Origin of the sequence: Spirochaeta cellobiosiphila DSM 17781 (genome assembly GCF_000426705.1) — a bacterium.
Taxonomy (GTDB): Bacteria; Spirochaetota; Spirochaetia; order DSM-17781; family DSM-17781; genus Spirochaeta_E; species Spirochaeta_E cellobiosiphila.
In genome coordinates this window covers 43,279-60,217 of record NZ_KE384559.1, presented here as the reverse complement: position 1 = coordinate 60,217, position 16,939 = coordinate 43,279, and the positions used below count along the sequence as shown (strand labels likewise).

Genomic DNA, 16,939 nt, shown 5'->3' with positions numbered 1-16,939 from the left:
AACGACGATGAACCCAACAACGACGATGAACCCAACAACGACGATGAACCCAACAACGACGATGATCCCAACGATGATGACCCTAATAACGATGATGACCCTAATAACGATGATGACCCTAATAACGATGATGACCCTAACAACGATGATGACCCTAACAACGATGATGACCCTAACAACGATGATGACCCTAACAACGATGATTTAAGCAATAACGAAAGTAAAGGTGATAATCGTTATGAAGGTGGTGATAACCGCTATGATCAGGGAGAGAATACGAATAAGGATAACGGTAGCACCAAAGATCCTGTAGAAGATGTACTAACAGAAGACTCTGAAAGTGTTGATGCTACTAATGATGATCTGGGAACAGAATCCAATTCCCTAGATAGTTCCAGGGATATTGATGACAACCTAAGCAATAATGAAAGTAAAGGTGACAATCGATATGAAGGAGCTGATAATAGTGATGATCAGGGTGAGAACACCAATATCTTTGCTGAGGATACTAGTTCTGAGGATTCAGAAGCTTTAGTATCCCTAGATCAGGAGTCTGAATTAGAAGTGACGTCAGAAGGAGAATTAGAAGGAGATGCCTCTCTAGAGGGGGATGCCTCCTTAGATGAAGTCCTAGATTATTTAGAATCCTCTTTGGATGGTTCAGAGCAGGATGAGGGGAATCAAGAACTAATAGATATCGAAGTAGATAATGAACTTGTTGTGGAGGAAGTAGCTGTAGATTTAGATCTCTCAGCCTCCTCTGATGAATCCTTCTTAGTGGGAGAAGATTCAGGGGCTGATGTATCTCTAGATGGTATAGTCGATATTATGGATATTGATAATGCCAATACCTCTGAGGATATGACCTTAGGAAATGATATAGACCCCAATGAAGATGATATTGATGAATCTGAACTGATTGATTTATTTGAAGGTTTTGAAGAAGGGCTGTTGTGACAGCCCTTTTTCGCTTAAATACTGGAAAGGTCACGTCCTATGAACGATAATAAAAGGAAGAACCCTAAGGAGTGACTATGGCTTTAACTACAGAACTGCAAAAGCTAGAGGACCATAAAGTTAAAATCTTACTAACGGGACGACTCAATGCTGTAAGTGTAGGGGAATTGAAAGAAGATATTCGTACCTGTATTGAAGAAGGCAATAATAATATAATAGTCGATCTCCATGCTTTGGACTTTCTGGATAGCTCCGGTTTAGCGGCTCTTGTCTCTGGTCTTAAATTATCGAAGGGGAGTGGTGGATATTTCCGTTTATTCTCACCTACAGAACAAGTCTCTTCTGTGTTCAAACTTACCCGTCTCAATACTGTTTTTGAAATCTATGATGATGAGGCCTCTGCCTGGGAAGGAAAAAAGTAATACCCTGTTACCTCTACTATGTTTGAATAAAGCATAGTAAGTAATCTCGAAAGGCCCTTTAAAAAAGTTTTACAGGCCCATTCAAAAAGTTTTACAGGGCCTTTCAAAATGATTTTTAGTGCTGAGTAATATTAAACTGGTCCTTTCTCGTTAAAAGCTTAACCTATCACAAATAATAAATCAGAGGTGATATCAAATACTGCTGTATAGAGGTTTTGTTAGAAAAGACAATAACAGTCTGTGTTCTCCTCCCGTCCTAAGTCAAAAGGACAGCAGGAAAAACACAGCTAACTAAGAATTATTCGATAATATATTCACCGGGCTTGTCGAACACTAATCGTTCTGCTTCCTGCTCTTCAAATCGGTAACCACGAATTTTAAGATATTCAGGAGTATCCGGGGATTTTAATTCTGCATCACTAAGTTTTACCAATGCATAGCCTTTGTTGCTAATGGTCTTGTTTTTGATAGTAACCTTAGCTCCTTCCACAGCTTTGACAATAAGGGCAGAACCTTTTGTGAGGACTACATTCTCGAGAATAATATCCTGGCCTTCGATGATAAGGGTGGAGTCTGGTTCCGCTTTTCCCCCTTTGATCTTGTCTTTCACTTCTTTAAGGGTCATAACAAAGTCAGGGAATAAGAGGATACGAGCTGATCGTACAAAGGGAATCCCCTGCATCAGATCTTCTGTTCCTTCTTCTGTATGCATTTGAGCCAGCTTTGCTTTCATCCTGTTGGCTAAGTAAAAATCAGATTCTGCAGAACAGGCTGATTCTGCTGGTTTACCGGAGGCATATCGTTTTGCTGCATCGACGACATTGTTCTTATCTGTTGAAAAGCACCATTCTCTATTGAATATGGTAACGCCCACTTTGTGACTGTTATCATAATACTTAGGAAGATCTTGCATCATAGTCTCTAATCGAGTTGGTTTGAGGAAGGCATTCCTTTTTTCATCCTTGTATTTGGGATTAACAAACTCTGCTATAATTCCTCCAGTCTTATCCAGGATATCCACATAAGATTTCATTTTGATCAATAGAATATTAATATTACCCGGAAATAGTGAGTAACCATGTTCATTAGGTGTATCCCCTTCTGGACTGATTGTGTCTTTAAGAAGGCCGTCTAGCTGATTGTATTCTACGTTGATGGTCATGGAATGCCCTTCTTTGGTAAGCTTAACCAAACCACCTACCGCTTCACCGGGGACACGGTTAACAGCCATAGAGTTGTAGTCATAGTCATATTCCAGAGAACTTCCTATGGCACCTAGTACGGCATTAAAGATCTGTCCATTGGTATCCTGCATGAATACAAGATGTTCGATTCCCTGTTCATAGAGTTTACGAGCTGTTCCTGTTGTATGAAGCAGCATATGCACATCTCCATGACCATGGGGTTTGAAGACAACTTCATTGTTTTCATCCAGAGCTATATGAGCCTCATTGTCTGATAAAGCAGGAACAAGCTCCTGCTTTATGATAATAACTTGCTTTGGATCTAAGCCGTAGTAGTTGTTTGTTTTGAGGCTTTCTAAGGTTTTATCATTTGTATCTTCTGATGTCATAATGACAAAGGGGATAGGCTGTGGAGATGACATTCTTTTTTGTAAGGCTAATAAGCATTGGGCGTAATGTTTTATATAAGAAGTTTCTCTGAGAACCTCAACGGGAATGTCTAATTTGATACCAGTGTAACCCAGGCGTTCCCCTAAACCGCCGGCAACGAGTACAAAGGCTGTTTTATTTATATGTTCCAAACCACGTTGTTCGAGGGCTTCATAATGGGCATCAAGACTTGTTAAATCTTGTACTTCCGGTTGTGAGGGAATATAGCCGTCATAGGGATTCACTCCCGCCTGTGATTCCTGAAGAAGCTTTCGGGCGTTGTCTATATAATGACCAATCCCTCCGGGATAAGCCTGATGAGCTTTTATTAACTGGGAATAATATGAATCGGAATGACCGACGAGATGTTCCTGTCCTTTTTCCTTTAATATCTGTATAAGATCACTCTGTTCCTGAGTCACAAATACCTCCTTTAAGTGTTAACAGGATAATAAAAGATAGAATAACATTCCAGTCCTTGGGTTTTACTTGCCTAATGTAAATATATCCTCCAAAATGTTATGGGGGTTCCGGTGTATCAGGATTTTATAAAGAAAGTAGCCTTTTTCACTAATTTGACTGATCAAGAGGTAGATGAAGTCATTAAGTATTGTCAGGAAGATTATTTTTCCGCAGGAGAGATTATCTTTCGGGAAGGGGATCAGGCCGATAGGTTTTATATAGTCCTTAAAGGTACCGTAGAAGTTTGGAAAGACTGGGGAGCCGAGAATAGTGACCTTCTTGCTGTTCATAAGGAGGGGGGCTTATTTGGTGAAATGGCTCTTATCGATGATTTACCCCGATCTGCCACTGTTATCGCTGCCAAAGCGACTAAGGTCCTTTATCAGAATCAAAATGATTTTCAAGAACTTATTAAAAGCAATTCAGCTATTGCCCTGGCTATTATGAAATCCGTATCCAGTATGGTCCGCAAGAGTAACGATAGTTTTGTGGAAGAACTGCGTCTTCAAAATACTCAGTTAGAAAATGCTTTACGAGAACTCCGTCAAACTCAGGCAGAACTGGTTCGTTCAGAACGTTTATCTACAGTGGGTAAGTTTTCTTCCAGTATTATTCATGACTTGCGAAATCCTTTATCTATTATCAAGAGCTATAGTGAACTCATTTCTTATCAAATTCCAAGGGAAGATAAGATTTGTTCTTATATTAAGAATATACAGACAGAGGTGGATCGCCTAAATCGCCAATGCAATGAACTATTGGATTTTTCCAGAGGTCAGATAAGATTGAACTGGTCGATTACAGATATGGCTTCTATCTTTGATGAAGTCCAAAGTTTTATCAAATCAAGAGATCCTCGTAACCAAATTACTTTTAAAAAGGACCTTCAATATAATGGACCTGTTTTGATCGATGTAGAGCGAATCCTGAGGGTTCTCTATAATCTGGCTGATAATGGCCGTAAAGCTATGTCGAGAGGAGGATGTCTGACTCTTCGTTCCCTGTATGAAGATGATATTCATTTTAAACTGGAAGTCATTGATGATGGGGAAGGTATGAGTCCAGAGGTCGTGGAGCATGTATTTGATCCTTTCTTTAGCCAATCCAATAGTGGTGGTACAGGTTTAGGTATGTTAGTTGTTCAGAATGTTATCGAAGCCCACCATGGAACCATATCTGTTGATAGTCAGATGGGGCAGGGCACCAAGATTACCATATATCTTCCTATCAAAGGACGTTAAAGGAGCTTCATCATGTCAAAAGGACCCCTCATTCTCATTAGTTTAATATTCGTCTTATGTATACCCTCATGGGGGCAGGAATTAACTCAGATTGTATACCCGGATCAATTTAAAATTCTCCATCGTTATGATTTTAGGATTAAAGAAAATAATAGGTACCAGGGATTAGCCTATCGTGAGGTTCGGGGAATTCTCAATCAACAGGAACCAGGTTCTTATGCCGGTCAGTATTTTGTCCTTCAGGAAACGAAAAAAGATAATCGCTATACGATTAACGGAGTTAACCAGGTTCTTGATATTAATCTGAATATTAGTCCTAAAGGGGATTGGATTAGTCAGGGGCATCAGGCGTATCCTGTCTTCAGAAATTTCCCCAGTGCTCCTCCTGAAGGTATCAAAGTAGGCCAGCGGTGGACCAGTTATGGACAAAAAGTTATAGACCCTCTCAATGACGGAAATTATACCACCGTTCCTATCCTTTGTGAGTATGAGTATAGAGGTCTTGATGATTATCTGGGAGAACAGGTTCATGTGATCACTGGACAATATGCCCTCAGGTATCAAAATGGTGATGATCCCCAGGGGGATCGTAATTTATTAAAGACTAGCGGCAAGCATGTCATTGCTTTTTATGTATCCCTGGAAGGGAAGCCTATATTTATGAGAGACACTCTGACAGATGAGTTTTATTATAATGATGGACGCCAGATCGAGCATAAAGGCTTTCATTTGACCTGGTATAAAGATATCATTCCCCTTCAGAGAAGCTCCCTTATTGCAGAGTTAGAACGTAGCTTATCCGATGAGATACAGGATCAAATAGATCAATTAGAACCGGGGAACGGGGCTGGCGGATCAGGAGCTAAAGATGGTTCTGGAACAGGTGGGACAGACCAAGCAGGTGACTTTAGTGTGAGTGAGAATGAAGAAGGGGTTATGTTAACTATGAACACTCTCAATTTTTATCCAGATCAAGCCACATTGCTCCCGGGAGAAGATAAAAAGTTGTCCCAGATAACCAAAGTCCTCCAGGCTGTTCCCGATCGTACTTTTCATGTTCTAGGGCATACAGCAGATGTAGGCTCTGCTGAAAGTCAGCAAAGCTTGTCTATGGAAAGGGCTAAGACGGTAGCTAAGTATCTAATGAACAATGGTATCGATCCCCGACGCATTCTGTTTGAAGGACGGGGGGGACGAGAACCTGTCGCTGATAATAATACCGACGAAGGGCGAGCTCAAAACAGGAGGGTTGAGATCGTTATAATGGAAGATTGATCTTATTGCCCCATAGGGATCTTATATTAATAAGAATTTGATCTTCCAGACTTTTGGGCAGCATTTCCCTTTGAGTGGCCACATACTCTAGTGTGTGATGTACATAAAGGGGGGAATTCCCTTTGCCTCTATGAGGAACGGGTGTCAGATAAGGGGCATCTGTTTCTACAAATATCCTTTCTTTAGGTACGACTCTGGCCGCCTCCTGTATGTTCCTGGCAGATTTGAAGGTCACATTCCCGGCAAAGGAATAGTAGAATCCCAGATCAAGGGAGTTCTCTACAAATTCCGGTCCCGAGGAAAAACAGTGAAAGATCCCTTGTACTTTGCCTTTATAGGGCTTGAGAGCCTGGAGGATCTCCTTATCTGCATCCCTACTATGGATGACTAAGGGTAGGTCCTTTTTTATGGCCAGTTCCGCCTGGAAGTGTAGGAGGTCAAGTTGAATAGGCAGAGTGTCTTTTGTGTAATGAAGATCAATCCCTGTCTCTCCTATGGCTATTACCCGGGGATGTTCTACCTGTTCCAGTACAAGATTTTTATGTTTATCTATATCAATATTCGTATTCTCAGGATGAATTCCAGCACTGTAGTATAAGGATGAATGGGTGATGTTTGTACGCTGGTCAAAATTATCACCATCCACTGCTATATCCATAAGAAAGGCAATATCCTGTGATTGGGTAAATATGTCATGGGGTGAAATTTCTTTGCGTAACATCTCCATCATATGAAAGTGTGTATCTATTAATTTGTATGTATTATTCATTCCCCTAAAATAGCGTTTTTAATCAGAAAGGAAAAGTGAAAATAACGTATTGACTAAGAATGGGAATCTCGTTATTGTAGTTTTCAGTTGCCGAAGTGGTGGAATTGGTAGACACAAGGGACTTAAAATCCCTCGGCTATTATGGCTGTACGAGTTCAAGTCTCGTCTTCGGCACTCCACAATTAAGACCATCTATTTGATGGTCTTTTTTTATGGTCCAATGATTTTTGCACATCCTAATGTCAATAGTTTGTTATAAAAAAATAAGGGATGATAATGATTATCATCCCTTTCTTGTTTCAACATCAAAAAATTATAGTGAAGATCGCAGTTTCTTTGTCATAAAGCCTGCTACAGAAAACCGAATCTTTTGGAAGGGGTTTTTTGTATGTCTTTTCATTATCTCTATTGATTTGAGGTTCAGTTCAACCAAGGCATCCTTGCTTGTGCTGCTTAAGGTTTGGAATTCGGAAGAACCAATGCGGCCTCCCTTTTGCAAGAAGGCTGTGAGGGCTCTTTTTTCTTTACCCTGCATTCGTCTTGTATAGACTTTTAATATCTTTTCCTGTGCCTTCTGAACCTCTGCCTGAACCCTCTTTTTATTTGTACTCAAAAGAAATCTCCTCATTCAAAGTATCCATTAACTGTCCCATGATCAGTTATATGAAAGCCCTTGTCAAGGGAAAAGCTTAGGAGAAGCGCTTCTTTAAATCCTTAAAAAGATCTTTCGCTTCGGAAACATCGACATAGTCCTCAAACTCATGATACTGGATAAGTTCTGTTGGGATTTCATCAAGAAAAGGACTAGCGGCTGGTTCAATCGTTTCATTCATGGATCGTCTCGTCCGGCAAGCGGTCATGAAAAGTTGTTCCCTTGCTCTTGTGATAGCCACATAGAAAAGGCGCCTTTCTTCTTCAACATTCCCATCACCTTCTTCCAGGGAACGTTGGTGGGGAATAATGCCTTCCTCCACACCAGCCAGGAAGACGACCTTGAACTCGAGTCCTTTTGAGGCGTGCACTGTCATAAGATTAACCTTGCTATGGTCTTCTGAATCATCACTAACATCGTCTCTGGTGATTAGAGTAATTCTGTTTAAGAAGGCTCCGAGAGACTTATCCTGTACATCCGGGTTATTCTCCCAATCTTCCAGAATACTGATGAAGCTTTCCAGGTTCTGGTATTTCCACCGGGCTGCTTTATCGCTTTTAGGATTTTCCTGTATTAGATGCCCCCAATAATCAATAGATTCTACCATGTCCCTGAGAGTATCAGCTAATTTATCTTTGGAATTGAATCTATCTTTGTATTCTTCAATGAGTTCGATGAACTCACTTAAGGAGCCTTGCATAGTGGATCCAATGGGAGTGTCACTAGCAAAAGTAAGGTCATATATAGAGCTGTATAAGCTTGAGCTTTTCGTATTGGCGATGGCATTGATAGTCTGTAAGGAACGTTTCCCTATCCCTCTACGGGGAGTATTAATGACCCTCAACAGGTTTACATCATCATCTGGGTTATAGATGATTCTTAAGTAACTAATAATATCTTTGATCTCTTTACGCTGGAAGAAACTCGTACCTCCAGATACTCGATAGGGGATGTTTTCTGTCAGGAGAGCGACTTCAATAGATTTGGTTAGACTATTGGTTCTAACCAAGATACCCACATCTCCATAACGTATTCCTTCCCGGAAAGCCAGGGTCTTAATGGTTTCGGCAATGAACTCACCTTCTTTAAGTTCTGATTCTGGATGGTTCAAGCTGATCGAAGCTCCTCCTTCCATTCCTGTCCAGAGGACCTTGTCTTTACGGTTGGTATTATTGGCTATAACCGCATTGGCCGCATTAAGAATCATCCCTGTTGATCGATAGTTTTGTTCTAGTCTGATTTCCTTTAGTTCGTGAAATTCCCTTTCGAATTGGAGAATGTTTTCATAGTTAGCCCCTCTCCAGCTATAGATAGACTGATCGTCATCCCCTACAACACAGATATTGCGTGAACCGAGGGCAATGTATTTCATCATTTTGTATTGAGCTATGGATGTGTCCTGAAATTCATCTACCATGACATAGGTAAATCGTTTTTGGTAGCTTTCCAATACTTCTGGAAAGTTTTCGAAGAGCTGTACAGGCTTGACAATCAAGTCATCAAAGTCGACAGCATTATAGGTTTTAAGATGATCTTCATATTCTTCATAGAGAGGTTTTAGAGACCCATCTACTTCAGACCAGGAGGTCCTCCATGTTTTCAGGCCTGAGAATATTTGTCCTATGTTTTGTAATTCCTGTGGTTCATACACCAGGTTCAGTTCGCGAGCTGCTTCTTTAAGAAGACTTATCTTGTCTACTGCATCATATATGGTGAAGTTAGGTCGATACCCTAGTTTTGTTATAGATTCTCTTAATACTTGAACACCAAAGGAATGAAAGGTACTAACGGTCAAATTCGACAGTTTTCTTCCGGTCAAATCCTTTACCCGTTCTGACATTTCCTTTGCCGCCTTATTAGTAAAGGTGAGGGCCAGGATGGAAGATTGGTGTATACCATGGGCCAGCATATTGGCAATACGAAAGGTGATTACCCTTGTTTTACCGGAACCGGCACCAGCTATTAGTAAAAGAGGTCCATCAATGGTCGTAGCGGCCTCATACTGTTTGTCATTTAATTCATTCTTTAGGTTATAGATCATAGGGCCATTGTTATGAAAATAATAGAGTTGTTCAAGCGAATTCGAGGTCACTTAGGTAAGAAAGAAATTCTCCCATAAGATCAAAGGATTCCTGAGTCAAACTTTCAAAGGTATCCTCAATGGTATGATTCACCTTCCAGGCATCAGGAAGGGTCTTCCTCCATAGGCTGTGATCGTGCTTTTTGAATTGTAAATAATTGTCAGGTTTAGATTTAGGAAGTTCTGCTTGCTGCCATTGGCTTAGTTGATCCAACTCTTCCTGAGGAAGAAGGCTTATAAGTTGGGCAAAGTGCCCGGCCTGGAAGAAGCCAAGATCATCACTAAAGGGAAGGCGGTTCATACTAATGGGATAACTAGAGGTTATGACTTGCTTTCTGATCCTTTGTCTGGTCCTTTCAAGGGCATCATTATTAAAGGCTTTATGAAAGGTTTTGGACCAGATAATATGATCCCCAATGCCGCACATATCAAAAACGAATATATGGTTCATAAAAGGGGCTTGTTCAAACTCCTTGGCAAAATAATAGCTACCTTGTTTGTTATGTCTATTATGAAAATGAAACTCTTCTAGATCTGTCAGTAGGATAGCTGTGTTCTTTTTTTGATTCTGTCTTTGAATGAGAAGGGCATGTTTTATTAATTGGAAGACCGCTGCTGAATTATCATTGGCTCCATAGGTCCCTTTGATTCTGTCATAATGAGCCACATAGAGTCTATCAAAGTCTTTGGGGTTTCCAGCTCCTGGAAGGATGAGAAAGTTATAAGCGTCTTTGTTGGTTATTCCCTTGAAGGGAATATCTTTTTTACTTAGTAATCGATGGAGATAGCTACTTCTATTACAATCCAAGTGACAAAAATCTTTAAATTCCTCTAGGGATAAAAGCTCTTCAACCATCCGTTTAATATCGGGGAAATAGATGAATTAATCCATTTTTTTTGCTATCTTTTTTAGGAAGGAGATTGAAATGATTAAAAAAAGCATAATTTTATCATTCGTGGCTTTGTTTTTTGTTGGTTGTGTGTCAACTAACATCGAGACTCTGAAGAATAATCCTGCCCGTTATGGGGGGACGGAGGTTTTTCTTGCTGGTGAAGTAACGAAAGCGGTGAACGTTCCTTTCACTTCCTTAAGTGTCTATGTCTTAAAAGATAGATCCGGTCAAATTCCTGTTATCTCTTCTATTGAAAGAAAGTCAGGAGATAAGGTATTCGTTAAATACAAGGTCATTGCCTTTGATGGTGATAATATGTCTAAGTCTGGTGAGGATGCTGTAACAGATCTCAAAAAGTATCTGGAAAAGGAAGGAATCCTGTCTGGCCGTGCTGTCGATGTGGCTTCTAAAGGAGCCGTTAAGGTTATTCAAACATTGACTTCAACGGCAACTGGAACTTATTTTCTTGTTGATATCGGCAAGGAAAAATAAAAGAACCTGGGGAATAATGGAGAATATCCCAGGGGTATTCTCTTTTCCCTTATCTAATAATCCCTTATAATGCGCCCTTCTGGGGGAACTATGATTAAAAAATTACCTTTTATTGTATTATCAATATTGATATCACATAATATATTTGGGTTTGATACGATAGCCTCTTCTGCTATCCTGATTGAGGAGACTACAGGCCAGATTATCTATGAAAAGTCCTCTGATATGCCTATTCCTCCTGCTTCCATAACTAAGCTTATGACCCTTGATCTGGTTTACAAAAAGATTAAATCTGGACAAATTAAATTAGATGATTATGTCCCTATTCCTTATGAAGGGACTTTAGCCGCTTTACCACCTTTTTCAAGTCATATGGGGTTGTATGCAGATATGAGGGTTACCTTAGATGAGTTGATAAGAGGTACGGCTGTCATGAGTGGAAATGATGCTGCTAATACATTGGCAATCACCATAGCCGGCGATATTGATTCCTTTGTTGATCGGATGAATCAGGAAGCTTTGGACTTAGGTTTATCAGAGACCCATTTTGATGATCCTTCAGGACTGTCTGAGAAAAACATTACTACTGCCAGAGATTTGGCTAAGTTTGCCAGGATCTATATTCGCAATTATCCTGATAGTCTTAAATTATATCATTCTCAGCATACTATGACCTTTCCCAAAGAGGATAATTGGATTTTTGACAATCATCCCAATGTCCGTGTGAGAACAAAACAAAATACCAATCTGCTTATTGGAGCCTATCCCGGAGCTGATGGATTAAAGACAGGATATATTGATGAGTCGGGATTTAATATTGCTGTAACCGCTAAACAAGGTGATTATCGACTAATAGGAATCTTGTTAGGAATCAATACGGATGATTACATGAATGGTATTGCTTTAAGAGCTCAGGAAGCAGCCCGGCTTTTAGATTATGGCTTCAAGGATAATCAATTCATCACACCACCCATTCCTGATATGTCTCAGGTACAGGTTTGGTTGGGCGATAAGAATTGGATCTCTCCTTCTGTGAATGGCTCTGTTAAAATCGTTGTTCCTAATGATCAAAAAGATCAATTAAGGAGCGAATATTATCTAAAAGAAGAGCTTATGGCTCCCTTCCCAGCAGGAACTGAGTTAGGCTCTTTGACTTATTATATTGGGGATAAGGAATTGGCTCACTTTACACTTGAGAGTCCTACCTCTGTTAATAAAGGACCCTGGTATAAAGTTGCATGGCATAAGATCCTTCTCTTTTTCCGGGACTTGATGAAGCCTAAATCAATATGATAAAAACTTGGAAGGAGTTGGACAATGGAAATAATTACAGAACAAGTACTTAAGATTCTTAATGAAGGTATTTTAAAAGCCTTTCCTCAAGTGGATGTTGCAGACACCCAATTACAGTTCACAAAAGATATTAAGTTTGGTCATATGCAGAGTAATGCTGCAATGACTTTAGCCAAGCCTTTGAGAGATAATCCACGGTCCATCGCTACAAAAATCGTTGATGCTATTGATAAGAAGGATGTCCTGGAATCCATTGAAATAGCTGGTCCGGGATTTATTAATTTTACCATTAGTCAGAGTAAAATCATTGAATACTGTAATAATCTCTTCAATACAGAGGATTTATTCAGCAATTTGGATAGAGCTGGTGATATCATAATCGATTACTCATCTCCTAATATTGCTAAGCGGATGCATATTGGTCATCTACGAAGTACTATTATTGGGGATTCTTTAAAACGAATTTACAATTACTTAGGATATCACACTGTTGGAGACAACCACTTAGGGGATTGGGGAACGCAATTTGGTAAGTTGATCGTAGCTTATAACCAGTGGTTAGACAGGGATGCCTATGCCAAAGACTCTGTAGAAGAATTAGAGCGTTTATATGTCGAGTTTGAAAAGCGTTCTCATGATAAGCCTGAGATGCTAGAAGAAGCTAGGTCAGAGCTTAAGAAGCTCCAGGATGGGGATGCTACACAAGTAGAGTTATGGAAAGAATTCATTCAGGCTTCTATCAGAGAATATAATAAGATTTATACCCGCCTTAATGTTAGTTTTGATACTTACTATGGGGAATCTCATTACCATCCTTTAATGCCCTCTATCTTGGACCTCCTTAAAACAAAGGGGTTAGCCAAAGAAAGTGAGGGAGCCCAGGTTGTTTTCTTCGATGAAGAGGAACATCTTCATCCCTGTATTGTTCAGAAGAAAGATGGCGCCTACTTGTATGCAACCAGTGATCTGGCATGTATTAAGATGAGAATGGAAGATTATGATGTGAATCAATTAATCTATGTTACAGATGACAGACAAGCTCCTCACTTTAAGCAAGTGTTCAGTATTGCTTCCAAGCTAGATTGGGATGTTAAATGTGAACATATTAGTTTTGGGATTATGAAGTTCAAAGATGGTCACTTTTCCAGTCGTAAGGGTAATGTTATCTATCTAAAGGACTTGTTAGACGAAGCTGAACGAAGAGCTTTTGATGTTGTGAAGGAGAAAAACCCAGATCTTCCTGAAGAAGAACAAAGGGATATAGCTCGAATAGTTGGTGTGGGTGCCGTTAAATACGCCGATCTTAGCCAGAACCGAAGTTCTGCTATTATCTTTGATTGGGACAAGAATCTGAGTTTTGATGGTAATACGGCTCCCTATCTTCAATATGTGTATGCTCGTATACAATCAATTAAGACTAAAGCAGGTATCGATAATATATCTTCTCCTAAGTCTGAGATCTTTAAGGAACCTCAAGAGATTAGGTTGCTTGGACAACTTATCCAGTTCCCTTCCGCTCTCCAGAAAGCGGCTGAAAGCTATCGGCCAAACGTTGTTTCTGATTATTTATTTGATTTAGCACAGGACTTTAACACTTTCTATAATGCCAATAGGGTCATTGTTGAGGATCAGGACATTAAGCTGAGTCGACTTTATCTATGTGATCTAACCGCTAAGGTCATTAAACAGGGCTTGGAACTTCTAGGGATAGAAGTCGCTGGTAGAATGTAATTTATTCATAAATTAAATGTTCAAGACCTTCTTTATCTAGAATATGGAAGGTCTTTTTTTCTTTTACTATGAATTGCTCTTCTACCAGCTCTCCGATTGTACGGGAGAGGGATGGTCGGCTTATACTGAAGAGTTCGGCTAGACTTTCTAGTGTATGGGGAATTTGTATATCCTTAGTACCTTGTTGATTGACCTGTTCTAACAAATAAATCGCTATCTTTTGTTTGATATTTGTATGTTGATAAAGATGAATTTTCTCAGATAGAAAGCTGATTTTATTACCGCAAAGTTGGAGAAACTTTTCCATGAGATGGATATCTTTGTGTAGTAATTGAACAAATCCTTCTTTGGGTATTGATAATATCCTAACCCCTGTGTCTGCTGTGATCTGAACTGGCCATAATGCTGGATTGGCAAATATTAGCGGCCCTGCTAACAAGTGGGGGCTTGTTAGTGTTTCTACCTTTAGAATCTTACCCTTTATACTGGCTATATGAGTAGAAACGACTCCTTCTTCCAGTATGTAGAGGTATTCCATGACATCACCACGGAAGGCGATAATATTCCCTTTGTCATAACTTAATATTCGACAGGAATATTCCTTATTAAGATCTTTAAGGAGTGTATCATTAACGGACTTGAATAAGGGGATTCGTTTCATTTTCTCTATAAGCATTGATAGACCTCACCATTATAATGATAGGAATTCCTTGCATTTGCCAAGGGTCACTCCTAGACTTTTAATCAGGAGAGTCTATGGCTGAGCATCCTTTGTTAGGGGATTGGAATCGATGGAAAGTGAAGTTTGAACGATTTCAGGCTACGTTTAATGTTGATCAGATACTAATATTGGAACGTAGGGATAAAGAGTGGGTCTGTATCTGGCCAGCGGAACATGATTTGTGGTTGGATGGTGAGGATTTCCCTTCACCGGAGGAGCTTGATAGTTTTCCCAAAGAACAGGGGGTTTATGATTTATCCCAACTCAATGTATTTGCTAATTATGATATTATCGGGGTTCGTGCTTTAATTTTATCTTCTCAAGGTTTAGATACCTGGGGCGTGATTCTTGCGTTAAATAAAGAGTTAACTCCCTGGGAGGATAAGGCTTATCAGTATTTCTGTGATCTTAGAGAACAGATCGATTTTACCATCACATCCTATTATAAAGAATCTTTAGTTGTACCCCAGTGGTTTGATATTGTCATGTCCACTGTTCCTTTTAGTTTTACTGTTTTTGATTTGGAACAGGGTAAAACAACGTATACAACAGATTGTTTGGAAACCTTTGGAATGGTTACCTCTAAAGATGTGTTATCGGATATTAATCAATTGTCCCGTATTGTTCCCATAGGGGATGCAGATAATATTCAACAATTCATTAGTAAAGAGATGGGACAAGGAACGAGCTTTGAAAAAAAATTTATACAATCCATTGGTAATGAGGCACGTTGGGTTAAATGTCAGGTCTATTTCCTAAAGGAAGAAAGTCATCATCGCCCCTACTGGCTGATTTCTTTATGGGATATGTCAGAAGCAAAAACGACCTATGAAAAGATGGTCGGTGAGTATAATGAGAATCGGGAAGCAGGAGTCATTAAAACCAAATTTCTGGCTAATGTTAGTCATGAACTTCGAACTCCTCTAAATGGGATTATGGGAATGTTAAGCCTTCTTCTTATGGATACACATAGTCCACAGGAAGAAGAATACCTCCAAATGGCTCTTCATTCCGCAGAGGGGATGCTTGCTATGGTTCAGGACCTTCTTGATATTACCCGTCTAGATCGAGACAAAGTTACCCTGAAGACAGAACCTTTTAATGCTGTTGATTTATTCCAGCAAAGTATGAATCTCCATGTGAATAAGGCGGAACAGAAGGGGCTCGTTTTAGACTTTGAGAAAGATGTGGACTCCCCTATATTTGTGGGGGATGCTCAGAGGATCAAAAAGATCATCAATAATTTATTGGATAATAGTATTAAGTTCTCCAATAAAGGGCGGATTGTTTTGTCCCTGGTTTTGTTTAATGGTCATTTGTCTTTTAGTGTAAAAGATCAGGGTATAGGCATGGCTCCTCAGACAATTAAGGATATTTTTACTCCCTTCCAGCAATTAGAGGATCCCTATACTAAAAGACATGAAGGTTTGGGTATTGGTTTGAGTATCATTAAATCTTTACTGAATATTATGGATGGCACTATTAATGTGGAATCAAAAGAAGAGGAAGGTAGTACTTTTTACATAGATATTCCCCCTCAGGAGAGTGGTTATTCCAAAGAACAAGTGCTCAAAGAAGTGGATGTCCCAGAGTTCCCATCTATTAAGGAAATCCTCATTGCTGAAGATGAAATCATTAACCGATTATACTTAAAGACTGTTCTTCATAAAAATAACTATCAGGTCAGAGAAGCTCGTAATGGGCAGGAAGCTGTAGAGATGGCACGCTTAAAGAAGCCTGATCTTATTTTTATGGATATTGGAATGCCTGTTATGAATGGTCTGGAAGCAGCGACACAGATCAGTAAGATTTATGAGTCCCATCCTATTCCTATTATTGCTTTAACAGCTCATGTTACGGTAGGGGAGAGCGAAGAATACAAGAATTCCGGTATGATTGGACTTATATCTAAGCCCTATGACAAACGGGCCGTTCTTAAGGCCATCGAATCTGTACAACTTAATTAAGAAGCATTTTTACAACTTTTTGTAAGGATTCTGGCTCAAAAGGTTTTACTATCCAACCTCGTACTCCTAAGCTTTTTCCTTTTGCTTTTTTATCATCAGAGCTTTCCGTTGTGAGAAAAACAACTGGTTTTTGTCCATAGTCCGGCTTTTGTTTTAGATTTTCTACAAATTCAAAGCCATTCATTTTGGGCATATTTATATCAACAATAAACAGGGAAATATCTGTTGATAGTTTATCCATAGCATCCAGGCCATTTTCGGCTTCAACTAAACCATAGCCTTGTCCATCAAGAGCTTTCTTAACCAATATTCGTATGGAGGGAGAATCATCTACACACATTATCTTCATATAATATACCTCTATACACAAT

The 16,939-nt window shown here is 39.6% G+C and carries 15 protein-coding genes and 1 tRNA gene; 9 read left to right on the top strand and 7 right to left on the bottom strand.

Annotation, left to right across the window (positions count from 1 at the left end; translation table 11 throughout):
- On the top strand, window positions 1-957 hold a 957-nt coding region (locus tag K345_RS23385), incomplete at its 5' end, for a hypothetical protein (RefSeq protein ID WP_211227924.1).
- Window positions 958-1,034: 77 nt separating this feature from the next.
- Window positions 1,035-1,379 carry an STAS domain-containing protein gene (locus tag K345_RS0118295; protein ID WP_053228459.1) on the top strand — a complete coding sequence of 115 codons (345 nt, stop codon included), beginning with the start codon at window positions 1,035-1,037 and terminating at the stop codon, window positions 1,377-1,379.
- 298 nt (window positions 1,380-1,677) lie between these two features.
- Here K345_RS0118295 and K345_RS0118290 read toward each other — a convergent pair whose 3' ends face one another.
- Window positions 1,678-3,414, bottom strand: a complete 1,737-nt coding sequence (locus K345_RS0118290) for a UTP--glucose-1-phosphate uridylyltransferase (protein WP_028975396.1) — start codon at window positions 3,412-3,414, stop codon at window positions 1,678-1,680.
- Between the two features lie 111 nt (window positions 3,415-3,525).
- Between K345_RS0118290 and K345_RS0118285 the strand changes: the two genes are divergently transcribed.
- Both K345_RS0118285 and K345_RS0118280 read left to right on the top strand, forming a co-directional pair.
- Entirely contained in the window at window positions 3,526-4,695 is a 1,170-nt protein-coding gene (locus K345_RS0118285) for an ATP-binding protein (protein ID WP_053228458.1), read from the top strand.
- Between the two features lie 12 nt (window positions 4,696-4,707).
- Complete coding sequence (locus tag K345_RS0118280) at window positions 4,708-5,970, top strand: OmpA family protein (RefSeq protein WP_028975394.1); 1,263 nt, start codon at window positions 4,708-4,710, stop codon at window positions 5,968-5,970.
- Here the strand turns inward: K345_RS0118280 and K345_RS21815 are convergent.
- The gene (locus K345_RS21815) at window positions 5,954-6,739 is read right to left on the bottom strand and encodes a TatD family hydrolase (RefSeq protein ID WP_053228457.1); all 786 of its coding nucleotides are present in this window, start codon (window positions 6,737-6,739) and stop codon (window positions 5,954-5,956) included. The two genes, K345_RS0118280 and K345_RS21815, sit on opposite strands and share 17 nt — an antisense overlap.
- Before the next feature lie 89 nt (window positions 6,740-6,828).
- Here K345_RS21815 and K345_RS0118270 point away from each other — a divergent pair.
- A tRNA-Leu gene (locus K345_RS0118270) sits at window positions 6,829-6,913 on the top strand.
- Window positions 6,914-7,052: 139 nt separating this feature from the next.
- Here the strand turns inward: K345_RS0118270 and K345_RS0118265 are convergent.
- The 3 genes from K345_RS0118265 to K345_RS0118255 form a co-directional block, all read right to left on the bottom strand.
- A complete protein-coding gene (locus K345_RS0118265; protein ID WP_028975393.1) occupies window positions 7,053-7,352 on the bottom strand; it encodes a hypothetical protein in 300 nt (99 codons plus the stop codon).
- Between the two features lie 76 nt (window positions 7,353-7,428).
- Complete coding sequence (locus tag K345_RS0118260) at window positions 7,429-9,432, bottom strand: ATP-dependent helicase (RefSeq protein ID WP_028975392.1); 2,004 nt, start codon at window positions 9,430-9,432, stop codon at window positions 7,429-7,431.
- Window positions 9,433-9,463: 31 nt separating this feature from the next.
- Window positions 9,464-10,327, bottom strand: coding sequence for a M28 family peptidase (locus K345_RS0118255; RefSeq protein ID WP_028975391.1), 864 nt, complete (start codon window positions 10,325-10,327; stop codon window positions 9,464-9,466).
- 70 nt (window positions 10,328-10,397) lie between these two features.
- Here K345_RS0118255 and K345_RS0118250 point away from each other — a divergent pair, with 70 nt between their 5' ends.
- The 3 genes from K345_RS0118250 (at window position 10,398) to argS (ending at window position 13,880) form a co-directional block, all read left to right on the top strand.
- Window positions 10,398-10,856: a hypothetical protein gene (locus K345_RS0118250; RefSeq protein WP_028975390.1), complete on the top strand. Its 459-nt coding sequence runs from the start codon at window positions 10,398-10,400 to the stop codon at window positions 10,854-10,856.
- Between the two features lie 90 nt (window positions 10,857-10,946).
- Entirely contained in the window at window positions 10,947-12,149 is a 1,203-nt protein-coding gene (locus K345_RS0118245) for a D-alanyl-D-alanine carboxypeptidase family protein (protein WP_169714840.1), read from the top strand.
- Between the two features lie 24 nt (window positions 12,150-12,173).
- Window positions 12,174-13,880: an arginine--tRNA ligase gene (argS, locus tag K345_RS0118240; RefSeq protein WP_028975388.1), complete on the top strand. Its 1,707-nt coding sequence runs from the start codon at window positions 12,174-12,176 to the stop codon at window positions 13,878-13,880.
- Between the two features lies 1 nt (window position 13,881).
- On the opposite strand, the gene K345_RS0118235 is transcribed toward argS, so the two are convergent.
- Window positions 13,882-14,556: a Crp/Fnr family transcriptional regulator gene (locus K345_RS0118235; RefSeq protein ID WP_028975387.1), complete on the bottom strand. Its 675-nt coding sequence runs from the start codon at window positions 14,554-14,556 to the stop codon at window positions 13,882-13,884.
- A gap of 80 nt (window positions 14,557-14,636) precedes the next feature.
- Between K345_RS0118235 and K345_RS0118230 the strand changes: the two genes are divergently transcribed.
- Entirely contained in the window at window positions 14,637-16,568 is a 1,932-nt protein-coding gene (locus K345_RS0118230; RefSeq protein ID WP_028975386.1) for an ATP-binding response regulator, read from the top strand.
- Here K345_RS0118230 and K345_RS0118225 read toward each other — a convergent pair.
- Window positions 16,561-16,917 carry a response regulator gene (locus K345_RS0118225; protein WP_037573215.1) on the bottom strand — a complete coding sequence of 119 codons (357 nt, stop codon included), beginning with the start codon at window positions 16,915-16,917 and terminating at the stop codon, window positions 16,561-16,563. The genes K345_RS0118230 and K345_RS0118225 overlap by 8 nt on opposite strands.
- Between the last annotated feature and the right edge of the window lie 22 nt (window positions 16,918-16,939).

Excerpts from the sequence above, each read along its gene's own strand:
- K345_RS0118230 (WP_028975386.1), top strand. The coding sequence starts at position 14,637 with ATGGCTGAGCATCCTTTGTTAGGGGATTGGAATCGATGGAAAGTGAAG.
- K345_RS0118295 (WP_053228459.1), top strand. The coding sequence starts at position 1,035 with ATGGCTTTAACTACAGAACTGCAAAAGCTAGAGGACCATAAAGTTAAA.
- K345_RS0118260 (WP_028975392.1), bottom strand. The coding sequence starts at position 9,432 with ATGATCTATAACCTAAAGAATGAATTAAATGACAAACAGTATGAGGCC.
- K345_RS21815 (WP_053228457.1), bottom strand. The coding sequence starts at position 6,739 with ATGAATAATACATACAAATTAATAGATACACACTTTCATATGATGGAG.
- K345_RS0118250 (WP_028975390.1), top strand. The coding sequence starts at position 10,398 with ATGATTAAAAAAAGCATAATTTTATCATTCGTGGCTTTGTTTTTTGTT.
- argS (WP_028975388.1), top strand. The coding sequence starts at position 12,174 with ATGGAAATAATTACAGAACAAGTACTTAAGATTCTTAATGAAGGTATT.
- K345_RS0118245 (WP_169714840.1), top strand. The coding sequence starts at position 10,947 with ATGATTAAAAAATTACCTTTTATTGTATTATCAATATTGATATCACAT.
- K345_RS0118255 (WP_028975391.1), bottom strand. The coding sequence starts at position 10,327 with ATGGTTGAAGAGCTTTTATCCCTAGAGGAATTTAAAGATTTTTGTCAC.
- K345_RS0118225 (WP_037573215.1), bottom strand. The coding sequence starts at position 16,917 with ATGAAGATAATGTGTGTAGATGATTCTCCCTCCATACGAATATTGGTT.
- K345_RS0118235 (WP_028975387.1), bottom strand. The coding sequence starts at position 14,556 with ATGCTTATAGAGAAAATGAAACGAATCCCCTTATTCAAGTCCGTTAAT.
- K345_RS0118280 (WP_028975394.1), top strand. The coding sequence starts at position 4,708 with ATGTCAAAAGGACCCCTCATTCTCATTAGTTTAATATTCGTCTTATGT.